The sequence below is a fragment of the Legionella pneumophila subsp. fraseri genome (assembly GCF_000586315.1).
GTDB lineage: Bacteria > Pseudomonadota > Gammaproteobacteria > Legionellales > Legionellaceae > Legionella > Legionella pneumophila_B.
Window position 1 is genome coordinate 114,041 of record NZ_JFIM01000002.1, and the last position, 26,182, is coordinate 140,222.

A 26,182-nucleotide genomic window follows, 5' to 3' on the forward strand; every position below is an offset into this window, starting at 1 on the left:
ATAAGATACATTAAAAGAATTTGCTATAATTTAAATAACCAAGTAATTGATAGATGATATGAGAAATAACATTGAAACACCAGAACAACCAATTGAGTATCCAGAGGAACCATCAGAGTACCCTGAACAACCTTTAGAGTACCCTGATAATCCAGAGCCTTTGGAGCCAGGTTATCCTGAATTACCAGAGCCAGAGCCAGTCCAAATACCGGAACCCGGGTTTGAGTAATTGCAATTAATTATGCATCAGTTCCTGTAATGCTTTCCCGATGTTATCTGTTCTCATTAAACTTTCTCCAATCAAAAAGGCATTAATTCCATGGGATTGCATTAATTTTATGTCTTCACGGGTGTTAATTCCGCTTTCAGTAATAATAATTTTATCTTTAGGAACCAGTTGTTTTAGTTGGATGCTCAGTTGAATGTCTGTTTTAAAGGTGTGGAGGCTGCGGTTGTTAATGCCTATAAGTGGGGTAGGTAAGCGCAAGGCTCTTTCTAACTCATTTTGAGTATGGCTTTCAACCAAAACAGACATTTTAAGCTCTTGGGCCAGTTGGCAAAAATCCATTAATTGCACATCATCTAATAAGGCGACAATCAGCAAAATACAATCAGCGCCCAAGACTAGACTTTCGTAGATTTGATAAGAATCAATAATAAAGTCTTTACGCAATATGGGCAAAGTAGTTTTTGATTTTGCCAAGGCTAAATAGTCAGGATGACCTTGAAAAAACTCAATATCCGTTAAAACAGATAAGCATCTTGCGCCATGTTGAGTATAAATTTTGGCAATTTCCGCAACATTAAAATCTTTACGAATTAAACCTTTGCTTGGAGAAGCTTTTTTTATCTCAGCGATGATTGCAGGTGAGGCGTTGGATTTTAAAGCGGCTATGAAGTCACGTATTTCACTCGGTTGTTGTTTTGACAGAACATGTAAAGGCTTATTTTTTTTCGCAACTGCAATTTCCTCTAGTTTATGCTTGGCTATGCGTTCCAGGATACTATTCATGATTTGATTCTTTATTTAAAGTTTGAGTCAATAAACGGAGTTTGCTAAAACAATGATTTGCCTTACCACTATCAATGGCAATTCTTGCTTCCTCTATGGCCGCATCAAACGATATGTCATCTTTGGCACAATAAATGGCTGCAGCAGAATTGAGAAGAACTATATCTCGAGCTGGGCCAGAATCACCGGAAAGCACGGATTGAATTAAATGCAGACTTTGTTCTGGTGAATCCACTATGATTGCATCTAAAGAAGAATGCTTTAAGCCATAATCTTCGGGAGAAATGAACCATTGCTTAAAATTTCCATCACGGTATTCAACGACTTCACTTTTCGCAGCAATACTAATCTCATCCAGCCCATCTTGAGAGCTTATGACTAATGCTCTTTCACTACCCAAGTTGGCCAGAACAGTGGCTATTGTTTTGAGCCAATTCGTTGAAAATACGCCAACAACTTGTCTTTTTACCTGAGCCGGGTTAATCAGTGGACCAAGTAAATTAAATAAAGTTCTTATTCCTAATTGTTGTCTTGCCGCTCTCGCATGTTGCATGGCAGGATGATAATGTGGCGCAAACAGGAAAGCCAATTGACATTGGTTGATGCAGTTTTGTACCTGTATGTCAGAAAGGTTGAGTATAAATCCGGCTTGTTCTAATAGATCAGCGCTGCCACTTCGGCTTGAAACGGAACGGTTGCCATGTTTTGCAACCTTTATTCCTGCTGCGGCCACAACAAAACTACAGGCTGTTGATACATTAAAAGTATTTCTTCCATCTCCGCCAGTGCCAACTATATCAATCAGGTTATTTCCTAAGTCTATTTTGTGGGCTAATTGTCTCATGACTTTGGCAGCTGCAGTAAGTTCATTGACTGTTTCACCTTTCATGCGCATTAATACCAGAAAGGTTGCAATTTGCACATCACTAAACTCGCCTGTCATACAAGCATGTATGATTTCTTGCATCTGGTCTGAGCTTAAATCCTGTCGGGATAGAAGTTGTTCAAATAGAAGTTTGGGTTTCATAACGTAAAAAATTCTCGAGTATTTGTAAGCCAAATTGACTTAATATGGCTTCAGGATGAAATTGTAGACCAAAAAGAGGAAATTGACGATGTGATATTGCCATTATTGTATTGTCTGCCCATGCATCTATCGAAAAGCAATTGGGCAAGCTCATGATGTCCACGGCTAAAGAATGATATCTAGTCGCTTGAAAGTGATTTGGTATTCCTGTAAATAAGCCCTGGTAATGATGAGTGATTTCTGAAGTTTTACCATGCATGATTTCTGACGCTGGAATAATTTTACCTCCAAAAGCCTGAGCTATGCACTGATGGCCAAGACAAATACCCAATATCGGGGTATGTTCATGAAATTCCTTAATAACTTCTATAGAAATTCCTGATTCATCAGGAGAGTTGGGGCCTGGTGAAATGACTATGTATTGCGGAGCTGATTTTCTGATAGCATCAATTTGAATTTGGTCATTTTTAAAAACGACCACTTTTTGATTCAGACCCTGGAAATACTGAACCAGGTTATATGTAAATGAATCGTAGTTATCAATAATTAGCAACATAATATAATTAAAAATGTACTTTTTTAAATTAGGCTACAAAGCAAATTCTTCACCCAAATAGACTTGCCTTACTTGCTGATTGGCGAGTATGGCTTCCGGGGTTCCTTCGCAAAGAATTTTTCCCTGACTGACAATATAAGCGCGTTCACAAATGTCTAAAGTTTCTCTTACGTTATGATCTGTAATTAAAACGCCTATGCCTTTATCACACAAATGCAAGATAATTTTTTTGATATCAATTACAGAAATTGGATCAACTCCTGCAAAGGGTTCGTCAAGTAAGATAAAGGATGGCTCTATTGCCAGAGCTCTTGCAATCTCAACACGCCTTCTTTCACCGCCAGATAATGCCATGCCCAAGCTGTTTTCTATGTGGGAAATATGAAACTCTTGTAAGAGGAGATCCAGTTTTTCTTCTCGCGTTTGATCATCTAAATCTTTTCTTAGTTCCAGAATTGCCATGATATTTTCGGCAACAGTAAGCTTTCTAAAAACAGAGGCTTCTTGCGGAAGGTAACTAATACCATGCCTTGCTCTCAGGTGCATGGCATCTTGAGTTATGTCTTTTCCGTTAAGAATAATGTGACCTTCATCACAGGATTGCAGACCTACAATCATATAAAAACACGTGGTTTTACCCGCTCCGTTAGGACCCAACAACCCTACACATTCACCTTGCTTAATGTGAATGCTAACACCATTCACAACCGTTCGACCCTTAAATGATTTTTTTAATTGTTTGGCTTCTAGTAAACTCATGATTTCTTTTCAGGATAAATAATGATTGTCGTTCTTGTTTTTTCGTCACTATGAGATAAAACATGTTGTTCCTGAGTATCATAACTAATTTTGGCTGCTGAAAGAGAGTTGGGTCCCTGCTCTATGCGAGCATTCCCTATTAATTCGATTAAATGTTTGAGCGGGTAATATTTTATAGTATCCGCATAGGCATGGAATGGGGGTTTATCCGGGGCTGTTGTAGTCCAATAATGAGCTTGCTTATCTTTAGAACCTTCAGCGATAGCTAAAGTAAGCTGATTTTTGGCATCTCCTTGAGTAATGGCTTTTGCTGCACGTAAATTGGTTGAGCCTTGAACGAACTCAACATTTCCTATATAGACTCCCTGATGGTTTTTCTGATTTAAATCCGCTGAATCAGAAACCACTTGCACCATTTTTTCCTTATCAAACGGAAGGGCGTTTCCTGAAAAAGAGCTCAACATCAACAATAACAGTATAATGTATTTAACCTTTAGCTGGGTCATAACTTCCTCTGGCTTTATGGAGTAACTCCACTCTTTTCTCATCCAAATAGGCATTCATTCCAGTAGATTGTATGATATTGCCTGGTTGTTCAAAGGTTACAAAAAGACTTGTTGTTGCTTTTTTTTCCTTAGGGTAATAAGTGATTTCTTCAGTTTTTAAAGTACTTTCCCGAGTGCTTTCCCCTGGACTTTGATGAACCACTACTTGCTCTATAAAAGTAATTTGTTTACCACCGTCAAACGATTTTGCCCGTAATGAATTGATTTCCCATGCCGGTTGATTGTCTTGCTTAATAATAATATGAGGTTTTTTAAGCAAATGAAGATTATTGTTAGGAATATATTCTACCTGCGGAGTGGTTAATAAGTTAATTAATACACCTTCCGAATTAAATTGTTTTACTGTAAGCTGCGAAATCGTTGTATCGACTTCATTTAACAGTGCTTTCTTATTGATAATAGCCTGATTAAAATGAGCATAATACCAACCGGAGCCTGCTAAAACAAGCAAGGTCAAGAATAGCCAAATTGCTTGCTTGGTAGTATTCATTGTTTTAAATAGCCTGTGATTGCTAATTCTGCTTTATTTTGTGCGTTAAGAATTAAGTCACACAATTCCCGAACCGCACCTCGACCACCAGTTCTCTCTGTTCTCCAATCAGCAAATTCCAGAACTTGTGGTACAGCATTACTGACTGCAACCCCTAATCCCACTTGTTGTATTAAGGGTAAGTCAGGCAAATCATCGCCAATATAGGCGAACTCTTCATCATTAAGTCCCAATGTTTTTTTTAGATGTTGGTAAGCGTTACGTTTATCAACCTGACCTTTATAATAATGAGTTATACCTAATTGCTCCATTCGATGGTCAACCACAGCGTTTTGAGCAGTGGTAATGATTGCAACTTGTATCCCGGCGGCCATTAATAATTTTAATCCCATTCCATCTTGTACATGGAATGATTTCAGTTCATTACCATGATTATCAATGTGAAGAAGACCATCACTGAGCACTCCATCGACATCACAAATAAGACATTTAATTTTTTTCGCTTTTTCCAATAAGTCGTTCATTTTTTTCTCTATATTAAAAAACACCTGCTTTTAGCAAGTCATGTAAATGGAGTACCGCATAAGGCCTATTATCATTTTCAACCACCACCAGGGATGTGATGCTATATTTTTGCATGATTGCTAAAGCTTCGGCGGCCAACATGCCTTTAGGAATAGTTCTGCAGTTTTTAGTCATGACGTCCTTGATTAGAGTGGTGTTGATATTAAATTGACGTGTCAATGTCCGGCGGATATCGCCATCAGTATAAACACCTACTAAGTAGCCATGTTTGTCTACAACACAAGTCATCCCCAGTTTTTTATTTGTGACTTCAATTAAAGCGTCACTCACTGTTGCGTTTTCATTTGCTAATGGAAGTTGCTCTCCTGTATGACATAAATCATCTATTCTTAGCAAGAGCTTTTTGCCAAGTGTTCCTCCTGGATGGGAAAGGGCGAAATCTTCTGCGCTAAATCCCCGGGCTTGTAAAAGAGATATAGCCAATGCATCTCCCATAACCAGCGATACAGTAGTGCTGGTTGTTGGAGCAAGACCTAGCGGGCAGGCCTCTTGTTTAATACTGACATCTAAATTGACATCGGCCGATTTAGCCAGAGTTGATTGTTTATTGCCGGTCAATGCAATTAAAGGTACTTCAAGTCTTTTTAATAATGGAAGCAACGTAACTATTTCATGGGTATTACCCGAATTGGAAATGGCAACAACTATATCCTGACGGGTTATCATACCCAAGTCTCCATGACTTGCCTCCCCAGGATGCATAAAAAAAGCAGGGCTGCCAGTGCTGGAAAAAGTAGACGCCAGTTTATTAGCTATATGGCCAGATTTCCCCATGCCTGTGACGACAATGCGCCCTTTGCATGATAAGAGTAATTCACAAGCTTTTTCAAAACGTTCATCAATTCGTTGAGTTAGCTCAAATACAGCTTGTGCTTCAGTTTCAATAACTGCTAGTCCAAGTGTGCAAAAGTTCATAGGCCGTTGTGTTATAATTTTGTTTGGCTTTCATTCTAACATAATGCATTTAAATGATGTACCCTATATTTGAGTAACCGATATAATTGCATGATATTTGAACAGGTCATTGGTGTCTTAATACGGTTTAATATGTGGATCTTATAACATTATTGTTGGATTAAATAAAAACCAGTTTTTTCTCTTTTTGCGAAAAATGAATTTTATTTGAATTTTATGAACAATTATTGAAAAAATTGGTAGTGTAAAAAATTTTTTATAAAGTTTTTTTTTAGTGGAAACGCAATTATTAAACACATTTTTATTTATCCAGTATATACTTCATTAAAGAGATAAAAAAGCATTACCTGTCTTTGATAGATATCGAACTGACATCATGACCCGTTAAAATAATAATTGGATAATAAAGCATGCCTGATAATTGGGTTGAAATAAAAAATCTATCCTTTAGCCTTGATGATCACTGCATTTTTGATGGCATTGATATGGTAGTTAAACAAGGCAAGATTACCGCTATTATGGGACCCAGTGGTTCTGGAAAGACTACTTTACTGCGGTTAATAGGTGCGCAATTAACGCCTGATAGTGGCCAAATTTATGTTAATGGCCAGAATATCCATCAATTATCCCGCAAAGCGCTTTACGAAACCAGGCGAAACATGGGGCTGCTTTTTCAAAGTAGTGCCTTATTTACTCATCTTTCAGTATTTGAAAATGTCGCTTTTCCACTAAGAGAACATACTGAATTAAATGCATCCATGATAAGAAACATTGTATTAATGAAACTAGAAGCCGTTGGTTTGCGTGGAGCTGCGCATCTAATGCCTGCTCAGCTATCAGGAGGAATGTGCAGGCGAGTTGCATTAGCCAGAACTATTGCTCTTGATCCTGTGTTAATGATGTATGATGAGCCTTTTACGGGGCAAGATCCAATTTCTATGGGAGTGTTGGTCAGGTTAATACAACGATTGAATCAATTATTGCATACTACTACTATTATCGTATCTCATGATGTTGAAGAAACTTGTTCAATAGCAGATTATATCTACTTAATATCAGGGGGTAAAATTATAGGTCAAGGTACACCGGAAGAATTAAAGCGATCTATTGAGCCTCAGATAAGACAGTTTATGCATGGAGAAGCGGATGGGGTAGTTCCTTTCCATTATCCGGCAAAGCCGTATACAGAGGAGTTATTAAATGCTTGATACAATCGCGCGTTTGGGTAATCGAGGTGTACAAGCCTTACAAGGTATTGGCAGTTCAGGACTGTTTTTATTTTCTATGTTATTTAGAAAGCCTAATGTTTTAAGGTTATGGCCATTATTACGTTATCAGCTTTATTTTATCGGTGTATTGTCTTGTTTAATTATTGTGGTATCCGCCTTGTTTATTGGTATGGTCGTAGGACTTCAGGGGTATAATACGTTACAAAAATTTGGTGCTTCAAGTCAATTAGGTCAATTATTGGCTTTAAGCGTCGCCAGAGAATTAGGACCTGTAATCAGCGCTCTATTGTTTGCAGGGCGTGCCGGGTCGGCTCTTACAGCTGAAATTGGTTTAATGAAAGCAACAGAGCAGTTATCCAGTATGGATATGATGGGAGTGGATCCTTTAGGAAGAGTGGTTTATCCGCGTTTTGTGGCAGGATTTATAGCGTTACCGATACTTGCTTTGATTTTTTCTGCAGTAGCTATATATGGTGGTTATTTTATTGGTGTTTACTGGTTAGGTGTGGATGCAGGGAGTTTTTGGTCTAATATGCAAGCTGCTGTAAATTTTCGTATAGATATCTTAAGCGGGATTATTAAAAGTTTGGTTTTCGCATTTGTGGTTACCTGGATTTCTGTATACCAAGGTTTTGAGTGTGTGCCAACAGCTGAAGGCATCAGTCATGCTACAACTAAAACTGTAGTATACTCATCGCTTGCTGTATTAGGTCTTGATTTCTTGTTGACTGCAATGATGATTGGAGATTGGTAAATGAAAAAGCAACGTTATGTGGACATTAGTGTAGGAATCTTTATGTTGCTTGGGCTGCTTGCATTATTAGTAATGGCGATGAAAGTGAGTAACATTACTGATTTTATGTCCGATAAAACCTACCGTGTCACAGCAGATTTTACTGATATCGGCGGTTTAAAAGTGCGGGCTCCAGTGACCATTGCAGGTGTTCGTATTGGTGAGGTCAGTCGAATTGAGTTACAGCAAGGTGAGCTCAATGCAAGAGTGACTATGACATTGAATAGTGATAAAAAGATTCCTTATGAGGATGCATCTGCACGAATTTTGACCGAAGGCTTGCTTGGTTCGAATTATATTAGTATTGTTCCCGGTTTTGATGAGGACGGTGACAAAGAGCATCCCTATTTACGTGATGGGGATACTATTGCGAAGACTCAGGAAGCAATTATTCTTGAAAATCTTATAGGCCAATTATTATTTAATATAAAAAAATAGGTGAACCATGAGAGTTTTTAAAACAATTTTATTCGTTGTGTTGACGACATTATCTCAAGCAATGGTTGCTCAAACCTCCCCTATTCCTATGTTGGAACGTGCCGCTAATCAAATTATTTCTGTTCTCAAAGAAAATAAAGCGCGTTTGAAAAGTAATCCTGAGATTATTTACAAAGCAGTTGAGGAGAACCTTGTACCTAACGTTGATGTGGCGGGTATGTCTCGTTCAGTTCTGGGCAGGCAAGCCTGGAGTAAGGCAACCGAAGCGGAAAGAATTCAGTTCTCAAAAGCATTTACTCGTTTGGTGATTCGTACTTATTCCAGTCCATTGGCTCAATATTCCGATGAAACAGTGCAGTTTTTACCCTTACGTGGTTCTTTAAATAGTCGGTTTATTCGTGTAAATAGCGTGATTGTGCGCTCTGCAGGGCAAAACATACCATTGAGTTATAGTCTTGTGTCCAAGAATGGGAAATGGAAAATTTATGATATCAGTGTTGAGGGTGTTAGTTTGTTGCAAAGTTTTAGATCACAATTTGCACAGGCACTACAACATTCAAGTATCAGTCAAGTGATAAAGGAAATGCAACAAAAACAAATTAAGAAGGCTTCCTGATTGTGGAAATTAATAACTTTAAACCTGGTACTCAGCTTACATTCAAATCAGTGGTATCGGTTCGTGACAAGCTTTATAAAGCTTTAATGGACGATACCAGAGAAAGATTTTGCCTTGATTTAAGCGAGGTGACTCATTGCGATAGTGCTGGGCTTGCTTTAATTATTGAAGCTAGAAAATTATGTAAACAAAATAATAAGGTTTTTGAAGTAATAGGAATATCTCCTGAAACTCAATCCCTGGCTGAATTCTGTGGAGTGAAGACTATTTTACAAACATCTTGAAACAATTCTGAGCCAGAACTATTTATTATTCCATAGAACTTATCCCTTTAGAGCGCTAGGATCGGATCTATCGACATTTCTACTATCTTGGCTTTAAAACGTTGGTTTTCTGTGCTCCGCTTAAAAATCAAGGTCTTGGGTTTCAAGCCAGAGAAAAGTTAACAGACTCTAGTTGTTCTCCTGAATTGATAAATTCCCGTGAATTTTGAGGTAATGTTGTGGCAAGCGAAAAAATCCAAATCTATAGAAAATGAGGTAGTACACGGAATTTTTGATAATGATTTAGTCGTATTTGTTAATTTTTATCAATAAAAGTATAAAAAATTTGTATTTATTTTAATTAGTGAGCTAAGTTTATGTTAAGTAATGAAGAAATTGAACAAAGACTTAATGAAATTGACGATGTATTTTATGTCAAGGTAGAAGGGGATGGTTATCAATATCAGGTAACTGTAGTGACCGATATCTTTCTTAATAAGTCTAAAGTAGCGAGACAGCAATGGGTTTATGCCCAGCTTAAAGACTTTATTACCACCGGTAGGCTTCATGCTATCAGTATGAAGACATGGACAAAAGAAGAATGGGGGAAGCAACATGGATAAATTATTGATTAATGGTGGTAAAGCATTACACGGTGAAGTAGTCATTTCGGGAGCAAAAAACGCTGCTCTTCCAATCATGGCTGCCAGTCTATTAGCCAGTGATCATGTCACCATATCTAATGTACCTCATCTTAAAGACATCACCACCATGATGGAACTGTTAGGCCAATTAGGAGCTCATTTAATTGTTGATGAAAAGATGAATGTTCAGGTTGATTCCAGCCAAGTTAATGAATTCGTCGCTCCTTATGATCTGGTCAAAACAATGCGAGCTTCTATTTTGGTATTAGGTCCAATGCTCGCTCGCTTTGGTAAGGCAGATGTTTCTTTACCTGGTGGATGTGCCATTGGAACAAGGCCAGTTGACCTGCATTTAAAAGCATTAAGAGCAATGGGGGCTGACATTACTGTTAAAAATGGGTACATTAATGCTCGTTGCAAAAAAGGACGTCTGCAAGGTAAACGCTTGATGTTTGACACAGTTACTGTCACAGGAACTGAAAATGTATTAATGGCCGCTGTGTTGGCAGAAGGGATTACTACAATTAAAAATGCTGCGCGTGAACCAGAAGTGGCGGATTTGGCTAATTTTCTGATTCAAATGGGAGCGAAAATAAGAGGTGCAGGTACTTCAACTATTGAAGTGGAAGGTGTTGAGTCACTAAACGGAGGGACTTACTCAGTCATGTCCGATAGAATAGAGGCTGGCACTTATTTGGCTGCTGGAGCACTTACTCGCGGTCAAGTTACAGTTAAGAAAGTACGCCCTGATACTTTATTATCCCAATTATGTAAATTTGAAGAGGCAGGCGCGGAATTAACCATTGGTGAGGATTGGGTCAGTTTAAATATGCATAACAAGCGTCCCGAAGCAGTTAATATTTCTACCGCCCCTTACCCTGCATTTGCAACGGATATGCAAGCTCAATTTATGGCAATGAATTCTGTAGCAGAAGGTTCATCAACTATTGTAGAAACTATTTTTGAAAACCGATTTATGCACGTTCAAGAGTTACAGCGAATGGGAGCTAATATTCAGCTCAATGGAAATACGGCCATCGTTCATGGTGTAGAAAAATTAACTGGTGCACCGGTCATGGCTACTGATTTAAGGGCATCAGCCAGTTTAATTCTCGCAGGCTTGGTTGCTGAAGGGGAAACAATAGTTGAGCGGATTTATCATGTTGATAGAGGTTATGAGCGAATAGAGGAAAAGTTATCTCTATTGGGAGCGGATATTAAGAGAGTTTCTGACAGGTGATTACAAGAGATGAATTAAGCCTTTTTTTACTGGATTTCTTGAATTGCTCTCAATACCAGGATTACGCACCTAATGGACTTCAAGTTGAAGGCAAAGACAAGATTAAGCGTATATGTACGGCGGTCAGTGCATCAGAGGACGTGATTTCCCAAGCTATTGAACAGCAAGCTGATGCACTGTTAGTTCACCATGGTTATTTCTGGAAAGGTGAAAATCCTGTTATTTCCGGAATGAAAAGGCGAAGGATTGCTAAGCTACTTGGCCATAACATGAATTTATTTGCCTATCATTTGCCTTTGGATTGTCATCCCGAGCTAGGGAATAATGCCAGCCTGGCGAATTTGCTGTTAATAGACTCTCCTGAGATGCACCGCGTCAATAATACCGCCAATCTGCTTTGGTCTGGAAAATTATCAAAGTCAATGAACAACGAACAATTTTCCAGTTTTTTAGAACATAAACTTGGTCGGTATCCTGTACATATTGCGGGAAATAAAAAAATGATTCACTCCATCGCATGGTGCACAGGCGCAGCCCAAGATTTTATAGAAGAAGCTTATCAACTTGGCGTTGATGCTTATTTAAGCGGTGAGGTTTCTGAACGAACGTTCTATCAGGCTATGGAATTGGGCATACAATATTTTTCCTGTGGTCATCATGCTACGGAGCGTTTCGGTATTCAATCTTTAGGGATTTATCTTGCAAATCATTTTGATTTGGAACATTGGTTTATAGACAGTCCTAATCCGATTTAAAAAGAACAGGACTTACGATAAACCCCAATCTATTTGTTAAAAAATGTTTTTAATTCGGTCATTTAGTTTATCTAAACTCCCTCATTAAAAGCATTTTTTGCCTCGACCTTGGGGTTTTTCGTTAGTCCTGAAGAATAGAGCAGGATGAAATTGATGAAGCAAGCATTGATTAGCAAGAAGTGAGGCTATTCTTGCATTTTGCCATCGACAATATGGATTACTCTGTCTGCTGTAGCGGCAAAATTAACATCATGTGTTACGATAATTACTGCTCTTCCATATTCATGAGCAAGTTCTTTCAGTATATTTTGCACATTGGTACTTGAAGCGGTATCAAGATTTCCAGTTGGTTCGTCTGCCAGGAGCAAAATGGGATCATTAGCCAGAGCTCGTGCAATAGCGACGCGCTGGCTTTGACCCCCAGAGAGTTGTTTAGGTAATTTTGATAATTGATCCTCTAAGCCTAAACTGGTTAAAAGTTTGGTAGCCCGGTTTTTCATTTCCCCCAGACTTAGTTTTCCTAAACGTTGCATAGGCAACATCACATTCTCCAGGGCTGTAAATTCAGGTAACAGAAAATGGAATTGAAAGACATAACCTATTTGAGTTAAGCGCAACCTGGTCAGTTTTTCTTCCTCATCAGTTGAAACCTCTTCATCATTGAGCCAAATTGTTCCTTTAGTAGGTCTATCAAGCAATCCTAGCAAATAAAGCAATGACGATTTGCCAGAACCTGAGGGGCCAGAAATTACTAAAAACTCACCTTCTCTGACTTCGAGATTTATGTCCCTGACTAAAGTGACGGGAACTTCACCTGACAGTTGACGCGAAAGCTCTTTTGTTTTTATGACAATCTTGTTCACATTCCCCCTCCTCGCAGGATATCAACTGGATGAACAAGTGCTGCCTTATGAGCAGGAAGAACTGCGGCTATGATTGAGGCGAACATCGCAAAAGCTGTTGCGATGACAAATTGTAAGTAACTCCAATCGAGTGGCATATTAATCAACTCAGAACTTCCAGGTGGTTTGAATTGGACTTGCATGAGACTGTACATCAGTCCACTTCCCAAAGGCAGTCCTAACAAACATCCAACAAGCCCAAGAAGAAAACCTTCTATGATAAAAATAAATTGAATATCCTGTTTCTGAAAACCGATTGATTTAAGTATGGCAATGTCTCTGTGTTTTTCCATTACTACAGTCGAAATAACATTATAAATTCCAAATGCAGCGACAATTAAAACAGCGCTAACCACGCTATACATAATGATATTTCGAATGACCAGTGTATTCAGCAAATCTTCCGATTTTTCCTGCCAGGAAATGGTTTTATAGCCTATCTGTTTTTCAATTTGAGCGGCAATTTCATAGGCCTGATAGGGGTTGGGCAGTTTTATAATAACGTTATTGGTGCGGTTAGGTCTGTTTAATAATGCTTGAGCTCGTTTAATACTAATAAAAGCTTGATTGGTATCAAAGTCTGAACGGCCAGTGCGAAATACACCAAGAATTTTAAAAGTACGTATTTGGCCATTGGGAGCTGTCACAGTGATGTTATCATCTTTTGTCAGAGATAATTTACGCAAGAGCTCACTTCCCAGGACAATACCATCGGAATTCATTATGAGATCATTAATCGAACCTGAAATCATATAATTTTCGATAGTCGAAACTTTTTTTATCTCTTCAGGGATCATCCCATTCAGAGTGATTGAATAATCTTTGCCTGCATAACTAATCAAGGCTTGCCCAATTAGGACAGGAGAAATAACAATTCCCGGGAGGGTGAGTAATAAATTATCTATTGTTTGTTCATACCCTCGAATTCCACGAGGTTCTGCTAATGGTTTAACACTGCGAATTTCAATAGCGCCTTGTTTGTATAGCTGTTGAATAGGTTGTATCCGAGGGTTTCGATATTCATCAATAATCGTAATATGAGGTGAATTATCTACCAAGCGTCTAATAAAATCTTTTTCGGAACCCTGCATTAGTGACGAAATTGTCAAAAAGAAGGCTACTCCCAATACAATTCCCATCAAAGAAACCAGGCTTTGTCGTTTGCGCGCAAGTAAATGTTTTAAAGCAATTTTTAAAAATAGCTTCATTATTCATCCTGTTTCACAAGAATGAAACGTACTTTTTGTCCTTTTTTTAGCTTATGATCAGGTTTTAAGACAACCAGATCATTAATACTCACACCTTTTAAAATTTCGATTTGTTTCAATCCTTTTGCACCAATAGTCACTGTATTTTGAGTGAGTTTCCCATCATCCTGTACAAGCCAAATTTTGTTTTCAGAAATACTGCTTACAGGCAGCAATAAGGCATTTTTCTTTTCATGGACAATAATATTGGTTTCAGCGGTCATACCAATTAATAAAGGATTATTTTCTATGAAGCTAATACGAACTCTATAACTTCTGGCTATTGGATCGCCTTTGGGGGTGATACTTTTTACGCGGCCATAAAAAATTTGATTTGGAAAAGCATCTGATCTGATCATTACTTTTTGTCCTACTCGGACCAATACAATGTCTTCTTCATCGACTTCGGCTGAAATTCTTAGGGGGGCACAGCAAGAAAGCCAAAATACTGGTTGATTAGCCGGGATTAGTTGTCCAACTTCACCGTCACGTTTAATGATACGACCATCTGCAGGGGCTATCAGTTGTAAATAACTGATTTGAGCTTCTATTCTGCGTACTGCGGCACTGGCTGCTTGCCATTCGGACAATGTGCGATCATACTCATCTTTGGAGATGACTCCTTTTTTAACTAATTGAGCATTCCGCTCGTATCTTATTTTTGCTAATGTTTCATGTTCTTTTAGCTCTTTTAAGTTATGTTGCAGGTGTTCATCTTCCAGGCTGGCTAATATCTGTCCCTTTACTACTTCTGAGCCTTCATCTGCATTCAACTTGATAAGGCGGGCTGTGTTTTGTGAGGCAATTGGCATCATGACGGTTGGTTCGACTGTCCCTGTGGCATAAACAGCTTGAATTGCAGTTCCATAAACAGGATGTACAACTTTGACAGTTCCAATTATCCATAAGTGGCGAATGAACCATATTATTGCAATGAAGGCTAAGCTTGAAACTACAAAAGTTAAATATTTTTTCATAAACGACTAGCCTATGATATGGGCTTTTAAAGTGGTGGTTGAGAATCTCATTTTATTTCCTATTTATAACATTGTTTATAACCTTTGAAAAATTATCTTGATGTAGTTATTTTGCCTTTGGTCATCTTTAAATCATAGGCAGATATAGAAAACTCAATAAGACAATCGTTTGTTGCAGTGCTACTAAAAGAAGAATAAATCTCTCTTGTGCCTCCCAGTCATCCTACGCTAACATGTGCTAATACTTGGTAATGGATTGTTATAATGAGCAATTTTAGAAATTTCCTGGTTTTTATACTTTTATTTTTTTCTTTTTGCGGTCAGTTAGCAGCTTCAAGTAAGCAGAATTTGGCATTTAGGAATTTTTGGCATCCTACTTATTTAGGGCAACGCCTTGATTACTGCACTTTAGATGGGAAAGAGTGTGGAAAGGATGTAGCGAACCGTTACTGCCAAATACTGGGTTATGACTACGCCACACAAAATGTCATTGCCTATAACGTAGGTTTAACCAATTATTTGGGCAGCAGGGCTCAGTGCAAAGGATGGCGTTGTAATGGTTTTATGACGATAGTTTGCGCTATTGGTTTATCACATACCCCTCCCAAACCGTATCATTATAGAGAGAAGAGATTTGCTGTACCCCGTTATAATGATTACCGGGTGGATTGGTGTTTGGAGCGCAATAAAGGTTGTGGTAAACAAGCAGCGAATTCTTTTTGTAATCGTATGGGATATATGCAAGCCAAGAATTTCGTTAAACAGACTCAAGTGAGTGCTACAAAGACCATCGGAAGCCAGGAATTGTGTTTTGGCAATCAGTGTAATGCGTTTAAGATGATTATCTGTTATAGATAAATCAATGGATTAGGCCGGTGATAGTTATGAAATTTAATGAGCGCCAGGTTAACCTGGTAATTTTTTAATTATAGAAATATGGTCTAATTCGATGGATTTTATGACGGTTAAAATAAAATTGTGACAATTATTTGACAGTTATTCATTATGTGTCCGATACTTTAAATTAAATGACTCAAACTTAAGGATAGGTTTATGAGGAGTAATGACAGGATTTATATTATCGATGATGATAAAGAACGTTGTGACAAGCTTCGGACTATTTTTGATTTTATAGGTCAATCCTCTGAGGTCACTCAATATGGCAATTGGCAATTGAGTGTTAATCCTAATCCAAGTGTGATAGTGCTTGGAGCATGTACCTCTTTTGAAAAAACGATGGATGAATTGGAAGCATTAGTAAAACGATTTCCAAAGATTCCTATATTGGTTATTGACGCTGTGCTTTCTACATCTGACTGTGCAGACCGAAATGTTGTTGATTGTTTGTCATTTCCATTCAGCTACGCAAAAATGCTTAAGTCACTCCATAGATGTCAAATAGCTAAAGAAGCGGTTAAATTTATCACAGCAGGCACCCATAAGACCCCTTTGTTTAGAAGTTTGGTTGGAAATAGTGAAGGTATTCGTCAAGTTCGCAAATTGATAGAGCAAGTAGCTGATACGGAAGCCAGTGTGTTGATTTTGGGTGAATCAGGTACGGGTAAGGAAGTTGTTGCTCGTAATATACATTCCCTTTCGTCTCGAGCAAACAAGCCATTTGTCCCTATCAATTGTGGAGCAATTCCAGGTGAATTATTAGAGAGTGAATTATTTGGTCATGAAAAGGGTGCGTTTACAGGAGCCATTACCTCAAGGCAAGGGCGGTTTGAGCTGGCCAATGGAGGAACTCTATTTCTGGATGAAATAGGAGATATGCCATTAGCTATGCAGGTTAAGTTGTTAAGAGTTTTACAAGAACGTTGTTTTGAAAGAGTTGGTTCCAATAAAAGCATCGAAGTGAATGTTCGTATCATTGCTGCAACACATAGAAATTTGGAAATTGCTATTCAAGAAGGGAAGTTTAGAGAAGATTTGTTTTACAGGTTGAATGTATTTCCTATTGAAATGCCCCCGCTACGTAATAGAAGCAGTGATTTGTCACTTCTTTTTAATGAGCTGGTTTCTCGAATTGAAGGAGAGGGCAGACCTACCGTTCGATTAATGCCCGATGCTATGGATGCTTTATGCGAATACAGTTGGCCAGGAAATGTGAGAGAGTTAGCTAATTTGGTGGAGAGATTATCTATTCTTTACCCTAATGGCATTATTGGTAAGAGTGATTTACCTCATCGGTTTCAAGGTGAATACAAGCCATCCTATCCAGAGGCATCTGGAGCAGAGCGTGAAACTCTGTTGCAAATAATAAAACAGGAATCAGTAGCCAATGCAGAAGGCATTGATTTAAAAGAACATTTAGTGAAGACAGAACTTGCCTTGATTAGCCAGGCTTTAGATGAGTCAGATTGGGTCGTTGCTCATGCAGCCAGCTATCTCAACATGAGAAGAACCACTTTAGTTGAAAAAATGCGCAAATACGGCTTAACACGACCTGAAAGAATGGAACGATAGATAGCCTGATTGCATCATATTACTTATTCGTTTGCACAGGATTATTTCTCTTTTTCCTGTGTTTTTTCTGTATTTGATTCAGGTTTGTTTTCTGTTTTTGGTTCAGTTTTGTTTTCAGCTGGCTTGCTTTCTGTTTTTGGTTCGGGTTGCTTGCTTTCAGCTGCCTTATTTTCTGCAGGTTTTTCTTCGGTACTAACAGGTTGCGCTCTTTTTTGCTTATAATCTTGAATTATTTCGCTTACGCTGGTTTTAATTCCTTTAAATAGTTTCGCAGTCATTGATGTTAATTCATTAAGATCTGGTAACTTCGATTTGAAATCACTCATGTCTTACTCCTCAGAAAAAATTGTTATTCTTTAATTATATACCGAGATTCAATTTTTTGGTTAATGGCAGATTTTGCAAGTTTTTGCCGAGTAATTCATTAAGTTCTATTCCTGTGAAATGCAATCTAATTGAACGGTATTGAATTTCAACAGTACTCTCAAAACCGTTTCAGTATTCATTTTTAAATCCAGGGATGAAAGAGTCTCATTGCTGGTTTAAGCAGCTTACTGATAATCGGCAATTTGGCATGGACGGTTAATTTAAACGCACTAAACTCTGCCATTTTTTCTATTAAGTATTCATCACTTGTAGCTAATTTATCAACAAGCCGGAGATCAAAAGCGTCTTTTGCTATCCAATGTTCACCAGTTGCAACCTTATCTATATCAAGTTGACTTCTATTCTTAAGAACATACTCTCTAAATGCGGTATGAATTTTTTCCAAATCTTCCTGAAACTTTTTTCTACCTTTTTCGGTATTTTCCGCAAAAAGTGTCAGCGTACGCTTGTATTCCCCTGCAGTTAGTAACTCAACATCAATGTTGTTTTTCTTTAACCAGCGATGAAAGTTAGGAATTTGAGCAACTACGCCTATAGAGCCGATTATTGCAAATGGAGCAGCAATTATTTTATTTGCAACGCAGGCCATTAAATACCCGCCGCTGGCTGCCATTTTGTCTATGCTGACAGTCAAAGGAATTTTTTTATCACGGATTCGCTGTAATTGTGACGCAGCAAGTCCATAACCATTGACGGCCCCTCCAGGGCTTTCCAACCTGACTAAAACCTCGTCTTCAGGCTTGGCTATACTTAATATCGATGTGACTTCATCTCTTAGTTGTTCAACTTGGGTTGCTTTGATATCACCGCTGAAATCAATGACATAAAGAACCGGGCGCTTGGTTTTATCTTTTTTCTTCTTTCCAGGTTTTTTTCCTAAAATCTCTTTATTCATTAAGGCATTCAGGTGCTCATACTCTTCATTAAGAGAGGTAATTTCCAGTTTGGGTTTGGTTTTGCGACCTATAGAAAATATGCCTGCCAGAAGAATGAGTAATGCGATGACGAGAGTGATGCATTTTAAGAGAAACATGCCATATTCACTAAGGAATTCCATCATATACCTTTGCAAAAAATAAAGCAGATTATGGCGCTCATCCACTTACTTCGCAAGTAAAAATTAAATAACTTTTAATGAAGGCATTGGGGATTTTTCTTATGTCCTGTTATAGTTAGCTGAGTGTATCTAATAATAAAGTGTTTTATGCTTGATGTGATTGAACTTGATTTTGACTATCATGACCAGCCCTTGTTGCAACAAATTTCTTTTCATCTTCCTGCTGGGGGCTTATTGCATTTAAAAGGATCCAATGGAGCGGGAAAAACGACTTTACTTAAATTAATCGCAGGTTTGCTTAATCCTGAAAACGGAGAAATTCTCTTCGAAAGGCAACCTATAAAAAAGGATCTGTGCACCTATCAAAAGCAATTATGTTTTGTGGGGCATAGATCAGGGATCAATCCCTATCTTACTCTAAGAGAAAATTGTTTATTTGATATACACTTTTCTCCTGGTGTATTGAGCATTACAGAATTATGCAGGTTATTCAGTTTGGAACACCTTATTGATTATCCATGTGGATTACTATCCTCAGGACAAAAAAGACAAGTTGCTTTATTAAGATTATGGATGTCAAAAGCAAAATTATGGTTGCTTGATGAACCTTTGGTTGCTCTTGATGAGCTATCATTGCTTACAATTATCACAAAAATTCAGGAGCACAGGGCAAAAGGTGGCGCTGTATTATTGACTTCTCATCAGGACTTGCCTTTAAACAAGGCAGATTATGAGGAGTATCATCTATGAATTTCACACTTCAATTATTCGGAAAACAGTTCAGGCGTGAACTGTTAATCCAGGTGCGGCAAATCAGATATTTAGTTAATTCGTGTTTATTTTTTTTAATGTTGTTGTTTATTTTTCCTCTTACTTTAAGACCAGAATTAATGTTGATGCGTATGTTTGCCCCCGGATTAGTGTGGATGGCCATTTTATTATCTATGCTTCTTTCATTAGAGCGTTTGTTTCAACAAGATTATGAACAAGGGGTCCTCGAGCAGTGGCTGGTTTCAGGACAAGCATTAAATCTCCTTGTGACGGCTAAAGTTTTGGCACACTGGTTGGTATCCGTGACTCCTTTATTAATATTATCTCCTGTGATTGCGATATTATTTTCATTCACTGTTTGGGAAACTTGTATATTATTATTGAGCCTTATTTGTGGGACGCCTGCCATATTATTTTTATGTGCGCTGGCAGCAGCTTTTAGTGTAGGGATAAATCAGCGCGGTGCTTTGATGGCATTGATTCTATTGCCATTAACTTTACCTTTACTGATATTTGGTAGCGGTACTTTGAGTGTTGCCATGCAAGGTTTGCCGGTTAGCGGTTATCTGGCTTTATTATTGGCAATGTCTCTATTGGCAGTTAGTTTTCTACCTTATGCGATTGCGGCAGTGATACGTATTAGTCATATAGACTAGGGTCTGTTGACATTTCTACTATCTTGGCCGAAAAGCCTTGATTTTCTGTGCTCCGTTACTCACATACTTCTATGTATGCTCCGCTACGGTGCTCGAAAATCAAGGCTTTTCGACTCAAGCGAGCGAAATGTCAACAGACCCTAAGTCTGGAACTAAATTTTGTGATTGTTTTGATGCGTGGTAGAATCCTTCTTTTTGATTTTATTGTTTCCTATGTGGAAGATATTGTATCAGTTGGCATCGCCAAAAAATTTTTATAACTACGCAGGACGTATCATTCCATGGTTGGCGGTCAGTGCTTTGACTACCATGGCTATTGGTATGGTTTGGGGATTGGTATTTGCCCCACCGGATTATCAGCAGGGGGACGCATACCGAATTATTTATGTTCATGTACCCAGCGCTTTTTTGTCAATGGCATTGTATGCCTGGATGGGGTTTCTAGCCATTTTATTGTTGGTGTGGCGTATCAAAATGGCAGGACTTTTGATTCATAAAGTCGCGCAATTAGGAGCCTGCATGGCATTTCTTGCTTTAGTTACAGGGAGCATTTGGGGCAAACCCATGTGGGGTGCCTGGTGGGTATGGGATGCTCGCCTGACCTCGGAATTAGTGCTTTTGTTACTCTATCTGGCAATTCTGGCTACCTACCAAGCGGTAAAAAATAAAGAAGATGGAGATAAAATAATAGCAATTTTAGCCTTGGTCGGTTTAATTGATTTGCCAATAATTCATTATTCAGTTTATTGGTGGAATACTTTACATCAAGGCGCGACTTTATCTGTGTTTGCCAAGCCCAAAATTGCTCTCAGTATGTTGTATCCTTTATTACTTACTTTGCTGGGTTTTTTCTTGTATTCCTTATGGATTATTTTGGAAAAAGCACGTAATGAAGTCTTATTCAGGGAGAGAAAGCAATCATGGGTTAAGATTCAATTTGAGGAAGAGTCTGATGAATCAGTTTTTTGAATGGTTGGCAATGGGCGGTTATTCTCTCTATGTTTGGCCTGCTTATGGTTTGGTTTGCGTGGTTTTAGGCATGAATATTTTAGGAATAAAGTGGCAAAGAACCCGTACGCGCAAAAAATTACAACGTTGGTTTAAGAGATAGGTTAAATGACCCCTGTACGGCGACGCAAATTATTTATCTTACTGTTTGTCCTGTCTGTTTTATCTGCAGCGGCTGCGCTGGTTCTATATGCTTTAAGACAAAATATCAGTTTATTTTACACTCCCACACAGATTGTTATGGGAGAAGCACCAGTAAAACACCACATTCGAGTTGGGGGCATGGTGGAAGCAAACAGCATAGTACGCGCCAAAAAAGGTTTGGATGTCCAGTTTAAAATTACAGATTTTGAGAACACGATTGTTGTTACCTATTCAGGGATACTTCCTGATCTATTTCGGGAAGGGCAAGGAATAGTTGCAGAAGGAGAAGTCACTGATAATCATCATTTTCGTGCTGTACAAGTTTTGGCAAAACACGATGCCAATTATATGCCACCTCAAGTAAAATCTGCTTTAGCTGATAAGGTGAAAAAATGATAGCGGAATTAGGGCTGTTTTTTTTGATTTTGGCTTTAGTGGCTTCTTTGATGTTAGCTTTGTTGCCATTAGCTGGTTTGCGATGGAATCGGAAAGACTGGATTGAATCTTCCAGGAATTATGTCGTGTTGCAATTTATATTTGTGGCGTGTGCTTATCTATGTCTCATGACCTGCTTTTTAACGGATGATTTTTCAGTGATCTATGTGCTGAATAATTCCAGCTTGCTGCTCCCATGGTTTTATAAGTTTTGCGCTGTGTGGGGTGGGCATGAAGGTTCCATGCTGTTATGGGTCGCTATCCTTAGTTTTTGGATGATCCTGGTTTGTTTTTTTAGTTCAAGCCTCGATACGGAAATGCGTGCTCGGGTATTAGTTGTTTTAGGTTGGCTAAGCATTGGTTTTATTCTTTTCTTGCTAATCACTTCCAATCCTTTCTTACGCCAATTTCAAGTATTGAATACACAGGGCCGTGATCTGAATCCATTGCTGCAAGATCCTGGCTTTTTATTTCATCCTCCTATGTTGTACATGGGGTATGTAGGGTTTTGTGTTGCTTTTGCTTTTGCTATTGCCGCCTTATGGGCAGGAAAAGTGGAAACAAGTTGGTCTAAATGGACCAGACCCTGGACTCTGGCTGCCTGGTGTTGTTTAACAGCGGGAATTACATTAGGCAGTTGGTGGGCTTATAGAGAATTAGGTTGGGGTGGTTGGTGGTTTTGGGATCCTGTAGAAAACGCTTCTTTTATGCCTTGGCTGGTAGGTACGGCACTATTACATTCTTTGGCAGTTACAGAGCAACGCCAGCAATTTAAAGCATGGACCATGTTGCTTGCAATCGCTGCTTTTTCTTTAAGTTTAATTGGTACTTTTCTTGTTCGCTCTGGAGTTTTAACTTCAGTTCATGCCTTTGCGGTTGATCCACAGCGGGGATTATATATCCTGGGATTTTTGTTATTCGTCATTGGGGGTTCTTTAACGTTGTTTCTTTTTAGAGCTCAAACCTTGCAAGTCAATAAACATCCTGGCTTATTATCCCGAGAAAGTGCCTTGTTGTTAAACAATGTGTTTTTAGTGGTTATTATGCTGACGGTATTAATGGGCACGGTTTATCCATTGCTGGTGGAAGGGCTGGGGTTAGGCAAATTATCCGTGGGAGCGCCCTATTTTAATGCAGTATTTGTTCCATTAATGATTCCTTTATTATTGCTAATGGGCTTAGGTGTCCATTTGAAATGGCAGAATGATGGTTGGAAGGCTGTCTTCGGAAAGCTTAATCGTATTTTTTTACTCAGTCTGATATTGCCCGTCATTTTACTATTCTGTACTTCAAATGAAATACACCTTACAGCCCTTTTGGGATTAATTTTGGCATTCTGGGTTCTGTTGAGTACTGCCAATGCGGCTTATCACAAAATCAGGGATAGAGGGGTGGCAGGAGTTGGACAGGCGTATTGGGGAATGGTATTGGCTCATTGTGGTGTCGCAGCAACAGTGATTGGCATTGCTGTTTCTACAGCTTATGGCGTACAAGATGATGTACGTATGTCTCCCGGCAAGCAAGTTAATCTGCTGGATTATCACATTGGATTCATTAATCAGACTCCGTTGAATGGCCCAAATTACAAAGGAACAAGGGCTGAGTTTTCAATACAATATCGGAACAAAACCAGGCAAATTTTTCCTGAAAAAAGAGTGTATACCATCGGACAAATGCCAATGACTGAGTCTGCAATTGATGTTACTCCTTTTCGAGATATTTATATTGCTTTGGGGGAACCATTATCTGAGGATGCCTGGTCGGTACGTATTTATTATAAACCGTTGGTTCGTTGGATTTGGGCTGGCGGATTTATGATTTTAGCCGGAGGCGTTTTGGCGTTAACAGACAGAAGATATTACAAAAAAAGGCAAGCACCGGTAATGGCAGGTCAGGAGATAAAGATATGAAAAAAATAGGATGGCGAGTTATTCCTGTTGCTGTTTTTTGTCTTTTATGTTTTTTCCTCTGGCGAGGTCTATCCTTGGATCCCCATCATTTACCTTCAGCTCGAATTGGAAAGCCATTACCAGATTTTAGCTTACCAGAGTTGCAAAATCCTGACTCTACTTTTAGCGCAATGAACTTTCATAATCAGGTCGCCTTGCTTAATGTTTGGGCAAGTTGGTGTGAGGCTTGCGTTGAAGAGCAAGTGTTTATGTTGCAACTCGCAAGAGAAGGTGTACCTATCTATGGTTTAAATTATAAGGACAAACCGGAACACGCGAGGGCATGGCTTGCGCAATGGGGGAACCCTTATCGACTCATAGGTCAGGATTCAGAAGGTAAAGTCGCTATTGACTTAGGGGTTTATGGGGCACCTGAAACTTTTGTCATTGATAAAAAGGGAATAATTCGATACAGGCATGTTGGGGTAATGAATCAGAAAACCTGGTTAAATGATATTTTACCTTTAATAAGGAATTTGGAGAAATCTTAATGAGAGTATTCCACTTCTGTTGTAAGGTGATTTTATTACTGTTTTTCATTTCTGTTGCGTTTGCAAATAGTATGTATCCATTGGACTCAGCAAGAAAAGAAGCGCAATTTAACCATCTTTTAAAGGATTTGCGTTGTTTGGTATGCCAAAATCAGGATTTGGCCGATTCAAATGCTGAATTAGCGAAGGATTTACGTTTCCAGGTTTATGAGTTGGTAAAAGAGGGCAAAAGCGATAGTGAAATAATGGATTATCTAACTGCACGTTACGGGGATTTTATACTTTTTAAACCACCTGTTAAGAGCGTCACTCTTTTATTGTGGTTTGGCCCATTCCTGTTTTTATTGATTGGCTTTTTTATTTTTTGGCGGACATGTTTTAAGCGAAATTCTCATGAATGAATGGTGGTTAATTATTTTATTAGTTGTTTTAGCTGTTTTTGCATGCACTGTTATTATTTATCCTTTACGACGTAATCGTTTGGCAAGTTTGCTGCTAGCCCCCATTATTTTTATCACGGTTTTTACAGGGTATTATTTTTGGGGAGATTTTGCTCAGTGGCAAGAATATCTCCATCGAAATGAGGCTCAGGAGTTAGCTCAATCCATGTTAAAATCTATTAAAAGCCCTCAGGAATTAATCGACAAGCTAAAGGCTAAGCTGGATGTTCACCCTGAAAGTGCAAAGGGTTGGTATTTGTTAGGCAGATTATACAGTAGTCAAAAGGACAGCCAAAATGCTTCCCTCGCTTTTGCAAAAGCTTACCAACTCAAACCCGAAGACGAACAATTTGCAGTCAACTATGCTCACAGTTTATGGCAATTGAGTAATCAACAGTTCAATCCTGATATTTTAGATATTTTCCATACCTTGTTAAAAAATAATCCCAAGCAACCGGATGCTTTAGCCATGCTTGCGATGCATGCTTACTTAAGTCATGATTATGAGGCTGCGATTAATTATTGGCAACGGTTACTCCAGTTGGCACCAGAGCAGTCCGAAGAAGCATTGGCTATTCGCAAGGCGATAGCAAAAGCTGAGAAACAAATTAATAAAGGGAGAAAGAAGAGTGACAGATAAAGTTTACCAAATCGTGGAATTAATTGGGACTTCGCAGGAAGGAATTGAAAAAGCAATTGATAATGCAATAAAGCAAGTGGCTAAAACGCATGGGAAATTGGATTGGTTTGAAGTAGTAGAAACAAGAGGTTTCATTGATGATAATAAAGTGAAATATTATCAAGTGCATTTAAAAGTGGGTTGTAATGTTTAATCAAACAGGAGTTGTTAGCATTTCATTGTTTTGTTGATAACAAAAAGGTGTAATTATGAAAAAACTACTATCTGCGTCTGTTATTACTTTGATGATTACCGGATGCGCAGCTATTCCAGCAGATCCTCAGGCCGAACGTGTCATTGCAAGCCCGAATCCGGCACCTAAAGGTTGCAAATACGTGGGCCAGGTCGTAGGCAATCAGGGTAATTTCTTTACCGGAGGCTTTACTTCCAATCGCAATTTGGAAGAGGGAGCAATGAATGATCTGAAGAATAAAGCAAGCAAAAAAGGGGCAAATTACATTCAATTGGTGACGAACCGAGCCGGTGTAACTGGTTCCATGAGTGGTTCATTTGATCGTCGCGGAGGTTTTATGAGCGGGGGCTCAGAGCAAACCAATGTGACTAATCTGGGTAATGCCTATATCTGCCCGCCCAAGGCAATTGGCTTAGAGTAGACTTATTCCAGGAACTTTTCTTTTTATATCCCGGAACAGGCATGAAGCTTGGATCCGGGAATTGATAA

General features: G+C 38.7%; 35 protein-coding genes. 22 read left to right on the plus strand and 13 right to left on the minus strand.

Annotation, left to right across the window (positions count from 1 at the left end; translation table 11 throughout):
- The first annotated feature begins 58 nt into the window (after positions 1 to 58).
- Entirely contained in the window at positions 59 to 229 is a 171-nt protein-coding gene (locus CC34_RS1000000117315; RefSeq protein ID WP_162839342.1) for a hypothetical protein, read from the plus strand.
- 6 nt (positions 230 to 235) lie between these two features.
- On the opposite strand, the gene trpC is transcribed toward CC34_RS1000000117315, so the two are convergent.
- The 8 genes from trpC to CC34_RS0103080 are packed head-to-tail and all read right to left on the minus strand — an operon-like array spanning position 236 to position 5,910.
- Positions 236 to 1,012: an indole-3-glycerol phosphate synthase TrpC gene (gene trpC / locus CC34_RS0103045; protein WP_028377928.1), complete on the minus strand. Its 777-nt coding sequence runs from the start codon at positions 1,010 to 1,012 to the stop codon at positions 236 to 238.
- On the minus strand, positions 1,005 to 2,039 hold the full coding sequence (gene trpD, locus CC34_RS0103050) for an anthranilate phosphoribosyltransferase (protein ID WP_027227550.1): 1,035 nt from the start codon (positions 2,037 to 2,039) through the stop codon (positions 1,005 to 1,007). The genes trpC and trpD overlap by 8 nt, the downstream gene beginning before the upstream one ends.
- A complete protein-coding gene (locus CC34_RS0103055) occupies positions 2,017 to 2,595 on the minus strand; it encodes an anthranilate synthase component II (RefSeq protein ID WP_028377929.1) in 579 nt (192 codons plus the stop codon). The genes trpD and CC34_RS0103055 overlap by 23 nt, the downstream gene beginning before the upstream one ends.
- Before the next feature lie 33 nt (positions 2,596 to 2,628).
- Positions 2,629 to 3,354, minus strand: coding sequence for an LPS export ABC transporter ATP-binding protein (gene lptB, locus CC34_RS0103060; protein ID WP_027221199.1), 726 nt, complete (start codon positions 3,352 to 3,354; stop codon positions 2,629 to 2,631).
- On the minus strand, positions 3,351 to 3,860 hold the full coding sequence (gene lptA / locus CC34_RS0103065) for a lipopolysaccharide transport periplasmic protein LptA (protein WP_027227552.1): 510 nt from the start codon (positions 3,858 to 3,860) through the stop codon (positions 3,351 to 3,353). Before lptA ends, lptB begins: the two co-directional genes overlap by 4 nt.
- Entirely contained in the window at positions 3,841 to 4,410 is a 570-nt protein-coding gene (gene lptC, locus CC34_RS0103070; RefSeq protein WP_028377930.1) for an LPS export ABC transporter periplasmic protein LptC, read from the minus strand. The genes lptA and lptC overlap by 20 nt, the downstream gene beginning before the upstream one ends.
- Positions 4,407 to 4,934, minus strand: coding sequence for a 3-deoxy-manno-octulosonate-8-phosphatase KdsC (kdsC, locus tag CC34_RS0103075; RefSeq protein ID WP_027227554.1), 528 nt, complete (start codon positions 4,932 to 4,934; stop codon positions 4,407 to 4,409). Before kdsC ends, lptC begins: the two co-directional genes overlap by 4 nt.
- A 13-nt stretch (positions 4,935 to 4,947) precedes the next feature.
- Positions 4,948 to 5,910, minus strand: coding sequence for a KpsF/GutQ family sugar-phosphate isomerase (locus CC34_RS0103080; protein WP_027227555.1), 963 nt, complete (start codon positions 5,908 to 5,910; stop codon positions 4,948 to 4,950).
- Between the two features lie 410 nt (positions 5,911 to 6,320).
- Here CC34_RS0103080 and CC34_RS0103085 point away from each other — a divergent pair, with 410 nt between their 5' ends.
- The 8 genes from CC34_RS0103085 (at position 6,321) to CC34_RS0103120 (ending at position 11,888) form a co-directional block, all read left to right on the plus strand.
- The gene (locus CC34_RS0103085) at positions 6,321 to 7,118 is read left to right on the plus strand and encodes an ABC transporter ATP-binding protein (RefSeq protein ID WP_027227556.1); all 798 of its coding nucleotides are present in this window, start codon (positions 6,321 to 6,323) and stop codon (positions 7,116 to 7,118) included.
- Positions 7,111 to 7,893 (plus strand): lipid asymmetry maintenance ABC transporter permease subunit MlaE, encoded by a 783-nt coding sequence (gene mlaE, locus CC34_RS0103090; RefSeq protein ID WP_010946578.1) that lies wholly within the window; start codon positions 7,111 to 7,113, stop codon positions 7,891 to 7,893. Before CC34_RS0103085 ends, mlaE begins: the two co-directional genes overlap by 8 nt.
- A complete protein-coding gene (mlaD, locus tag CC34_RS0103095) occupies positions 7,894 to 8,370 on the plus strand; it encodes an outer membrane lipid asymmetry maintenance protein MlaD (protein WP_028377932.1) in 477 nt (158 codons plus the stop codon). It abuts the gene before it with no gap.
- A 7-nt stretch (positions 8,371 to 8,377) separates the two neighbouring features.
- On the plus strand, positions 8,378 to 8,986 hold the full coding sequence (locus tag CC34_RS0103100) for an MlaC/ttg2D family ABC transporter substrate-binding protein (RefSeq protein ID WP_027221207.1): 609 nt from the start codon (positions 8,378 to 8,380) through the stop codon (positions 8,984 to 8,986).
- A gap of 2 nt (positions 8,987 to 8,988) precedes the next feature.
- A complete protein-coding gene (locus tag CC34_RS0103105; RefSeq protein WP_027227558.1) occupies positions 8,989 to 9,270 on the plus strand; it encodes an STAS domain-containing protein in 282 nt (93 codons plus the stop codon).
- Positions 9,271 to 9,626: 356 nt separating this feature from the next.
- Positions 9,627 to 9,872 (plus strand): BolA family protein, encoded by a 246-nt coding sequence (locus CC34_RS0103110; RefSeq protein ID WP_027221209.1) that lies wholly within the window; start codon positions 9,627 to 9,629, stop codon positions 9,870 to 9,872.
- The gene (gene murA / locus CC34_RS0103115; protein ID WP_028379139.1) at positions 9,865 to 11,133 is read left to right on the plus strand and encodes a UDP-N-acetylglucosamine 1-carboxyvinyltransferase; all 1,269 of its coding nucleotides are present in this window, start codon (positions 9,865 to 9,867) and stop codon (positions 11,131 to 11,133) included. Before CC34_RS0103110 ends, murA begins: the two co-directional genes overlap by 8 nt.
- On the plus strand, positions 11,130 to 11,888 hold the full coding sequence (locus CC34_RS0103120) for a Nif3-like dinuclear metal center hexameric protein (protein ID WP_027227560.1): 759 nt from the start codon (positions 11,130 to 11,132) through the stop codon (positions 11,886 to 11,888). Before murA ends, CC34_RS0103120 begins: the two co-directional genes overlap by 4 nt.
- A gap of 185 nt (positions 11,889 to 12,073) precedes the next feature.
- On the opposite strand, the gene CC34_RS0103125 is transcribed toward CC34_RS0103120, so the two are convergent.
- Genes CC34_RS0103125 through CC34_RS0103135 form a run of 3 tightly spaced genes read right to left on the minus strand, consistent with a single transcriptional unit; the run spans position 12,074 to position 15,014 of the window.
- Positions 12,074 to 12,751, minus strand: coding sequence for an ABC transporter ATP-binding protein (locus CC34_RS0103125; RefSeq protein WP_027227561.1), 678 nt, complete (start codon positions 12,749 to 12,751; stop codon positions 12,074 to 12,076).
- Positions 12,748 to 13,998 (minus strand): ABC transporter permease, encoded by a 1,251-nt coding sequence (locus CC34_RS0103130; RefSeq protein ID WP_028379140.1) that lies wholly within the window; start codon positions 13,996 to 13,998, stop codon positions 12,748 to 12,750. Before CC34_RS0103130 ends, CC34_RS0103125 begins: the two co-directional genes overlap by 4 nt.
- A complete protein-coding gene (locus tag CC34_RS0103135; RefSeq protein ID WP_028377935.1) occupies positions 13,998 to 15,014 on the minus strand; it encodes an efflux RND transporter periplasmic adaptor subunit in 1,017 nt (338 codons plus the stop codon). The genes CC34_RS0103130 and CC34_RS0103135 overlap by 1 nt, the downstream gene beginning before the upstream one ends.
- Positions 15,015 to 15,278: 264 nt before the next feature.
- On the opposite strand from CC34_RS0103135, the gene CC34_RS0103140 reads away from it, so the two are divergent.
- Together CC34_RS0103140 and CC34_RS0103145 are read left to right on the plus strand one after the other, a co-directional pair.
- A complete protein-coding gene (locus CC34_RS0103140; RefSeq protein WP_028377936.1) occupies positions 15,279 to 15,872 on the plus strand; it encodes a hypothetical protein in 594 nt (197 codons plus the stop codon).
- A 195-nt stretch (positions 15,873 to 16,067) separates the two neighbouring features.
- Entirely contained in the window at positions 16,068 to 17,483 is a 1,416-nt protein-coding gene (locus CC34_RS0103145; protein ID WP_027227565.1) for a sigma-54 dependent transcriptional regulator, read from the plus strand.
- 41 nt (positions 17,484 to 17,524) lie between these two features.
- On the opposite strand, the gene CC34_RS0103150 is transcribed toward CC34_RS0103145, so the two are convergent.
- Together CC34_RS0103150 and sohB are read right to left on the minus strand one after the other, a co-directional pair.
- Complete coding sequence (locus tag CC34_RS0103150; RefSeq protein ID WP_028379141.1) at positions 17,525 to 17,809, minus strand: hypothetical protein; 285 nt, start codon at positions 17,807 to 17,809, stop codon at positions 17,525 to 17,527.
- 182 nt (positions 17,810 to 17,991) lie between these two features.
- Positions 17,992 to 18,927, minus strand: coding sequence for a protease SohB (sohB, locus tag CC34_RS0103155; RefSeq protein WP_027227567.1), 936 nt, complete (start codon positions 18,925 to 18,927; stop codon positions 17,992 to 17,994).
- 147 nt (positions 18,928 to 19,074) lie between these two features.
- On the opposite strand from sohB, the gene ccmA reads away from it, so the two are divergent.
- The 11 genes from ccmA to CC34_RS0103210 all read left to right on the plus strand — a co-directional run bounded on the left by ccmA (position 19,075) and on the right by CC34_RS0103210 (position 26,114).
- The gene (gene ccmA, locus CC34_RS0103160; protein WP_027227568.1) at positions 19,075 to 19,677 is read left to right on the plus strand and encodes a heme ABC exporter ATP-binding protein CcmA; all 603 of its coding nucleotides are present in this window, start codon (positions 19,075 to 19,077) and stop codon (positions 19,675 to 19,677) included.
- The gene (ccmB, locus tag CC34_RS0103165) at positions 19,674 to 20,354 is read left to right on the plus strand and encodes a heme exporter protein CcmB (protein WP_027227569.1); all 681 of its coding nucleotides are present in this window, start codon (positions 19,674 to 19,676) and stop codon (positions 20,352 to 20,354) included. Before ccmA ends, ccmB begins: the two co-directional genes overlap by 4 nt.
- Before the next feature lie 213 nt (positions 20,355 to 20,567).
- Entirely contained in the window at positions 20,568 to 21,323 is a 756-nt protein-coding gene (gene ccmC, locus CC34_RS0103170) for a heme ABC transporter permease CcmC (protein ID WP_027227570.1), read from the plus strand.
- On the plus strand, positions 21,307 to 21,465 hold the full coding sequence (gene ccmD, locus CC34_RS0103175) for a heme exporter protein CcmD (RefSeq protein WP_011945969.1): 159 nt from the start codon (positions 21,307 to 21,309) through the stop codon (positions 21,463 to 21,465). Before ccmC ends, ccmD begins: the two co-directional genes overlap by 17 nt.
- A gap of 5 nt (positions 21,466 to 21,470) precedes the next feature.
- Entirely contained in the window at positions 21,471 to 21,902 is a 432-nt protein-coding gene (ccmE, locus tag CC34_RS0103180; RefSeq protein ID WP_028377937.1) for a cytochrome c maturation protein CcmE, read from the plus strand.
- Complete coding sequence (locus tag CC34_RS0103185) at positions 21,899 to 23,851, plus strand: heme lyase CcmF/NrfE family subunit (protein ID WP_027227572.1); 1,953 nt, start codon at positions 21,899 to 21,901, stop codon at positions 23,849 to 23,851. Before ccmE ends, CC34_RS0103185 begins: the two co-directional genes overlap by 4 nt.
- Positions 23,848 to 24,381, plus strand: a complete 534-nt coding sequence (locus tag CC34_RS0103190) for a DsbE family thiol:disulfide interchange protein (protein ID WP_027227573.1) — start codon at positions 23,848 to 23,850, stop codon at positions 24,379 to 24,381. The genes CC34_RS0103185 and CC34_RS0103190 overlap by 4 nt, the downstream gene beginning before the upstream one ends.
- Positions 24,381 to 24,782 (plus strand): cytochrome c-type biogenesis protein, encoded by a 402-nt coding sequence (locus CC34_RS0103195; RefSeq protein ID WP_027227574.1) that lies wholly within the window; start codon positions 24,381 to 24,383, stop codon positions 24,780 to 24,782. The genes CC34_RS0103190 and CC34_RS0103195 overlap by 1 nt, the downstream gene beginning before the upstream one ends.
- Positions 24,775 to 25,461, plus strand: coding sequence for a tetratricopeptide repeat protein (locus tag CC34_RS0103200; RefSeq protein WP_028377938.1), 687 nt, complete (start codon positions 24,775 to 24,777; stop codon positions 25,459 to 25,461). Before CC34_RS0103195 ends, CC34_RS0103200 begins: the two co-directional genes overlap by 8 nt.
- Positions 25,451 to 25,654, plus strand: coding sequence for a dodecin (locus tag CC34_RS0103205; RefSeq protein ID WP_011213332.1), 204 nt, complete (start codon positions 25,451 to 25,453; stop codon positions 25,652 to 25,654). The genes CC34_RS0103200 and CC34_RS0103205 overlap by 11 nt, the downstream gene beginning before the upstream one ends.
- 55 nt (positions 25,655 to 25,709) lie before the next feature.
- Positions 25,710 to 26,114, plus strand: a complete 405-nt coding sequence (locus tag CC34_RS0103210) for a DUF4156 domain-containing protein (RefSeq protein ID WP_027227576.1) — start codon at positions 25,710 to 25,712, stop codon at positions 26,112 to 26,114.
- Positions 26,115 to 26,182 lie beyond the last annotated feature (68 nt).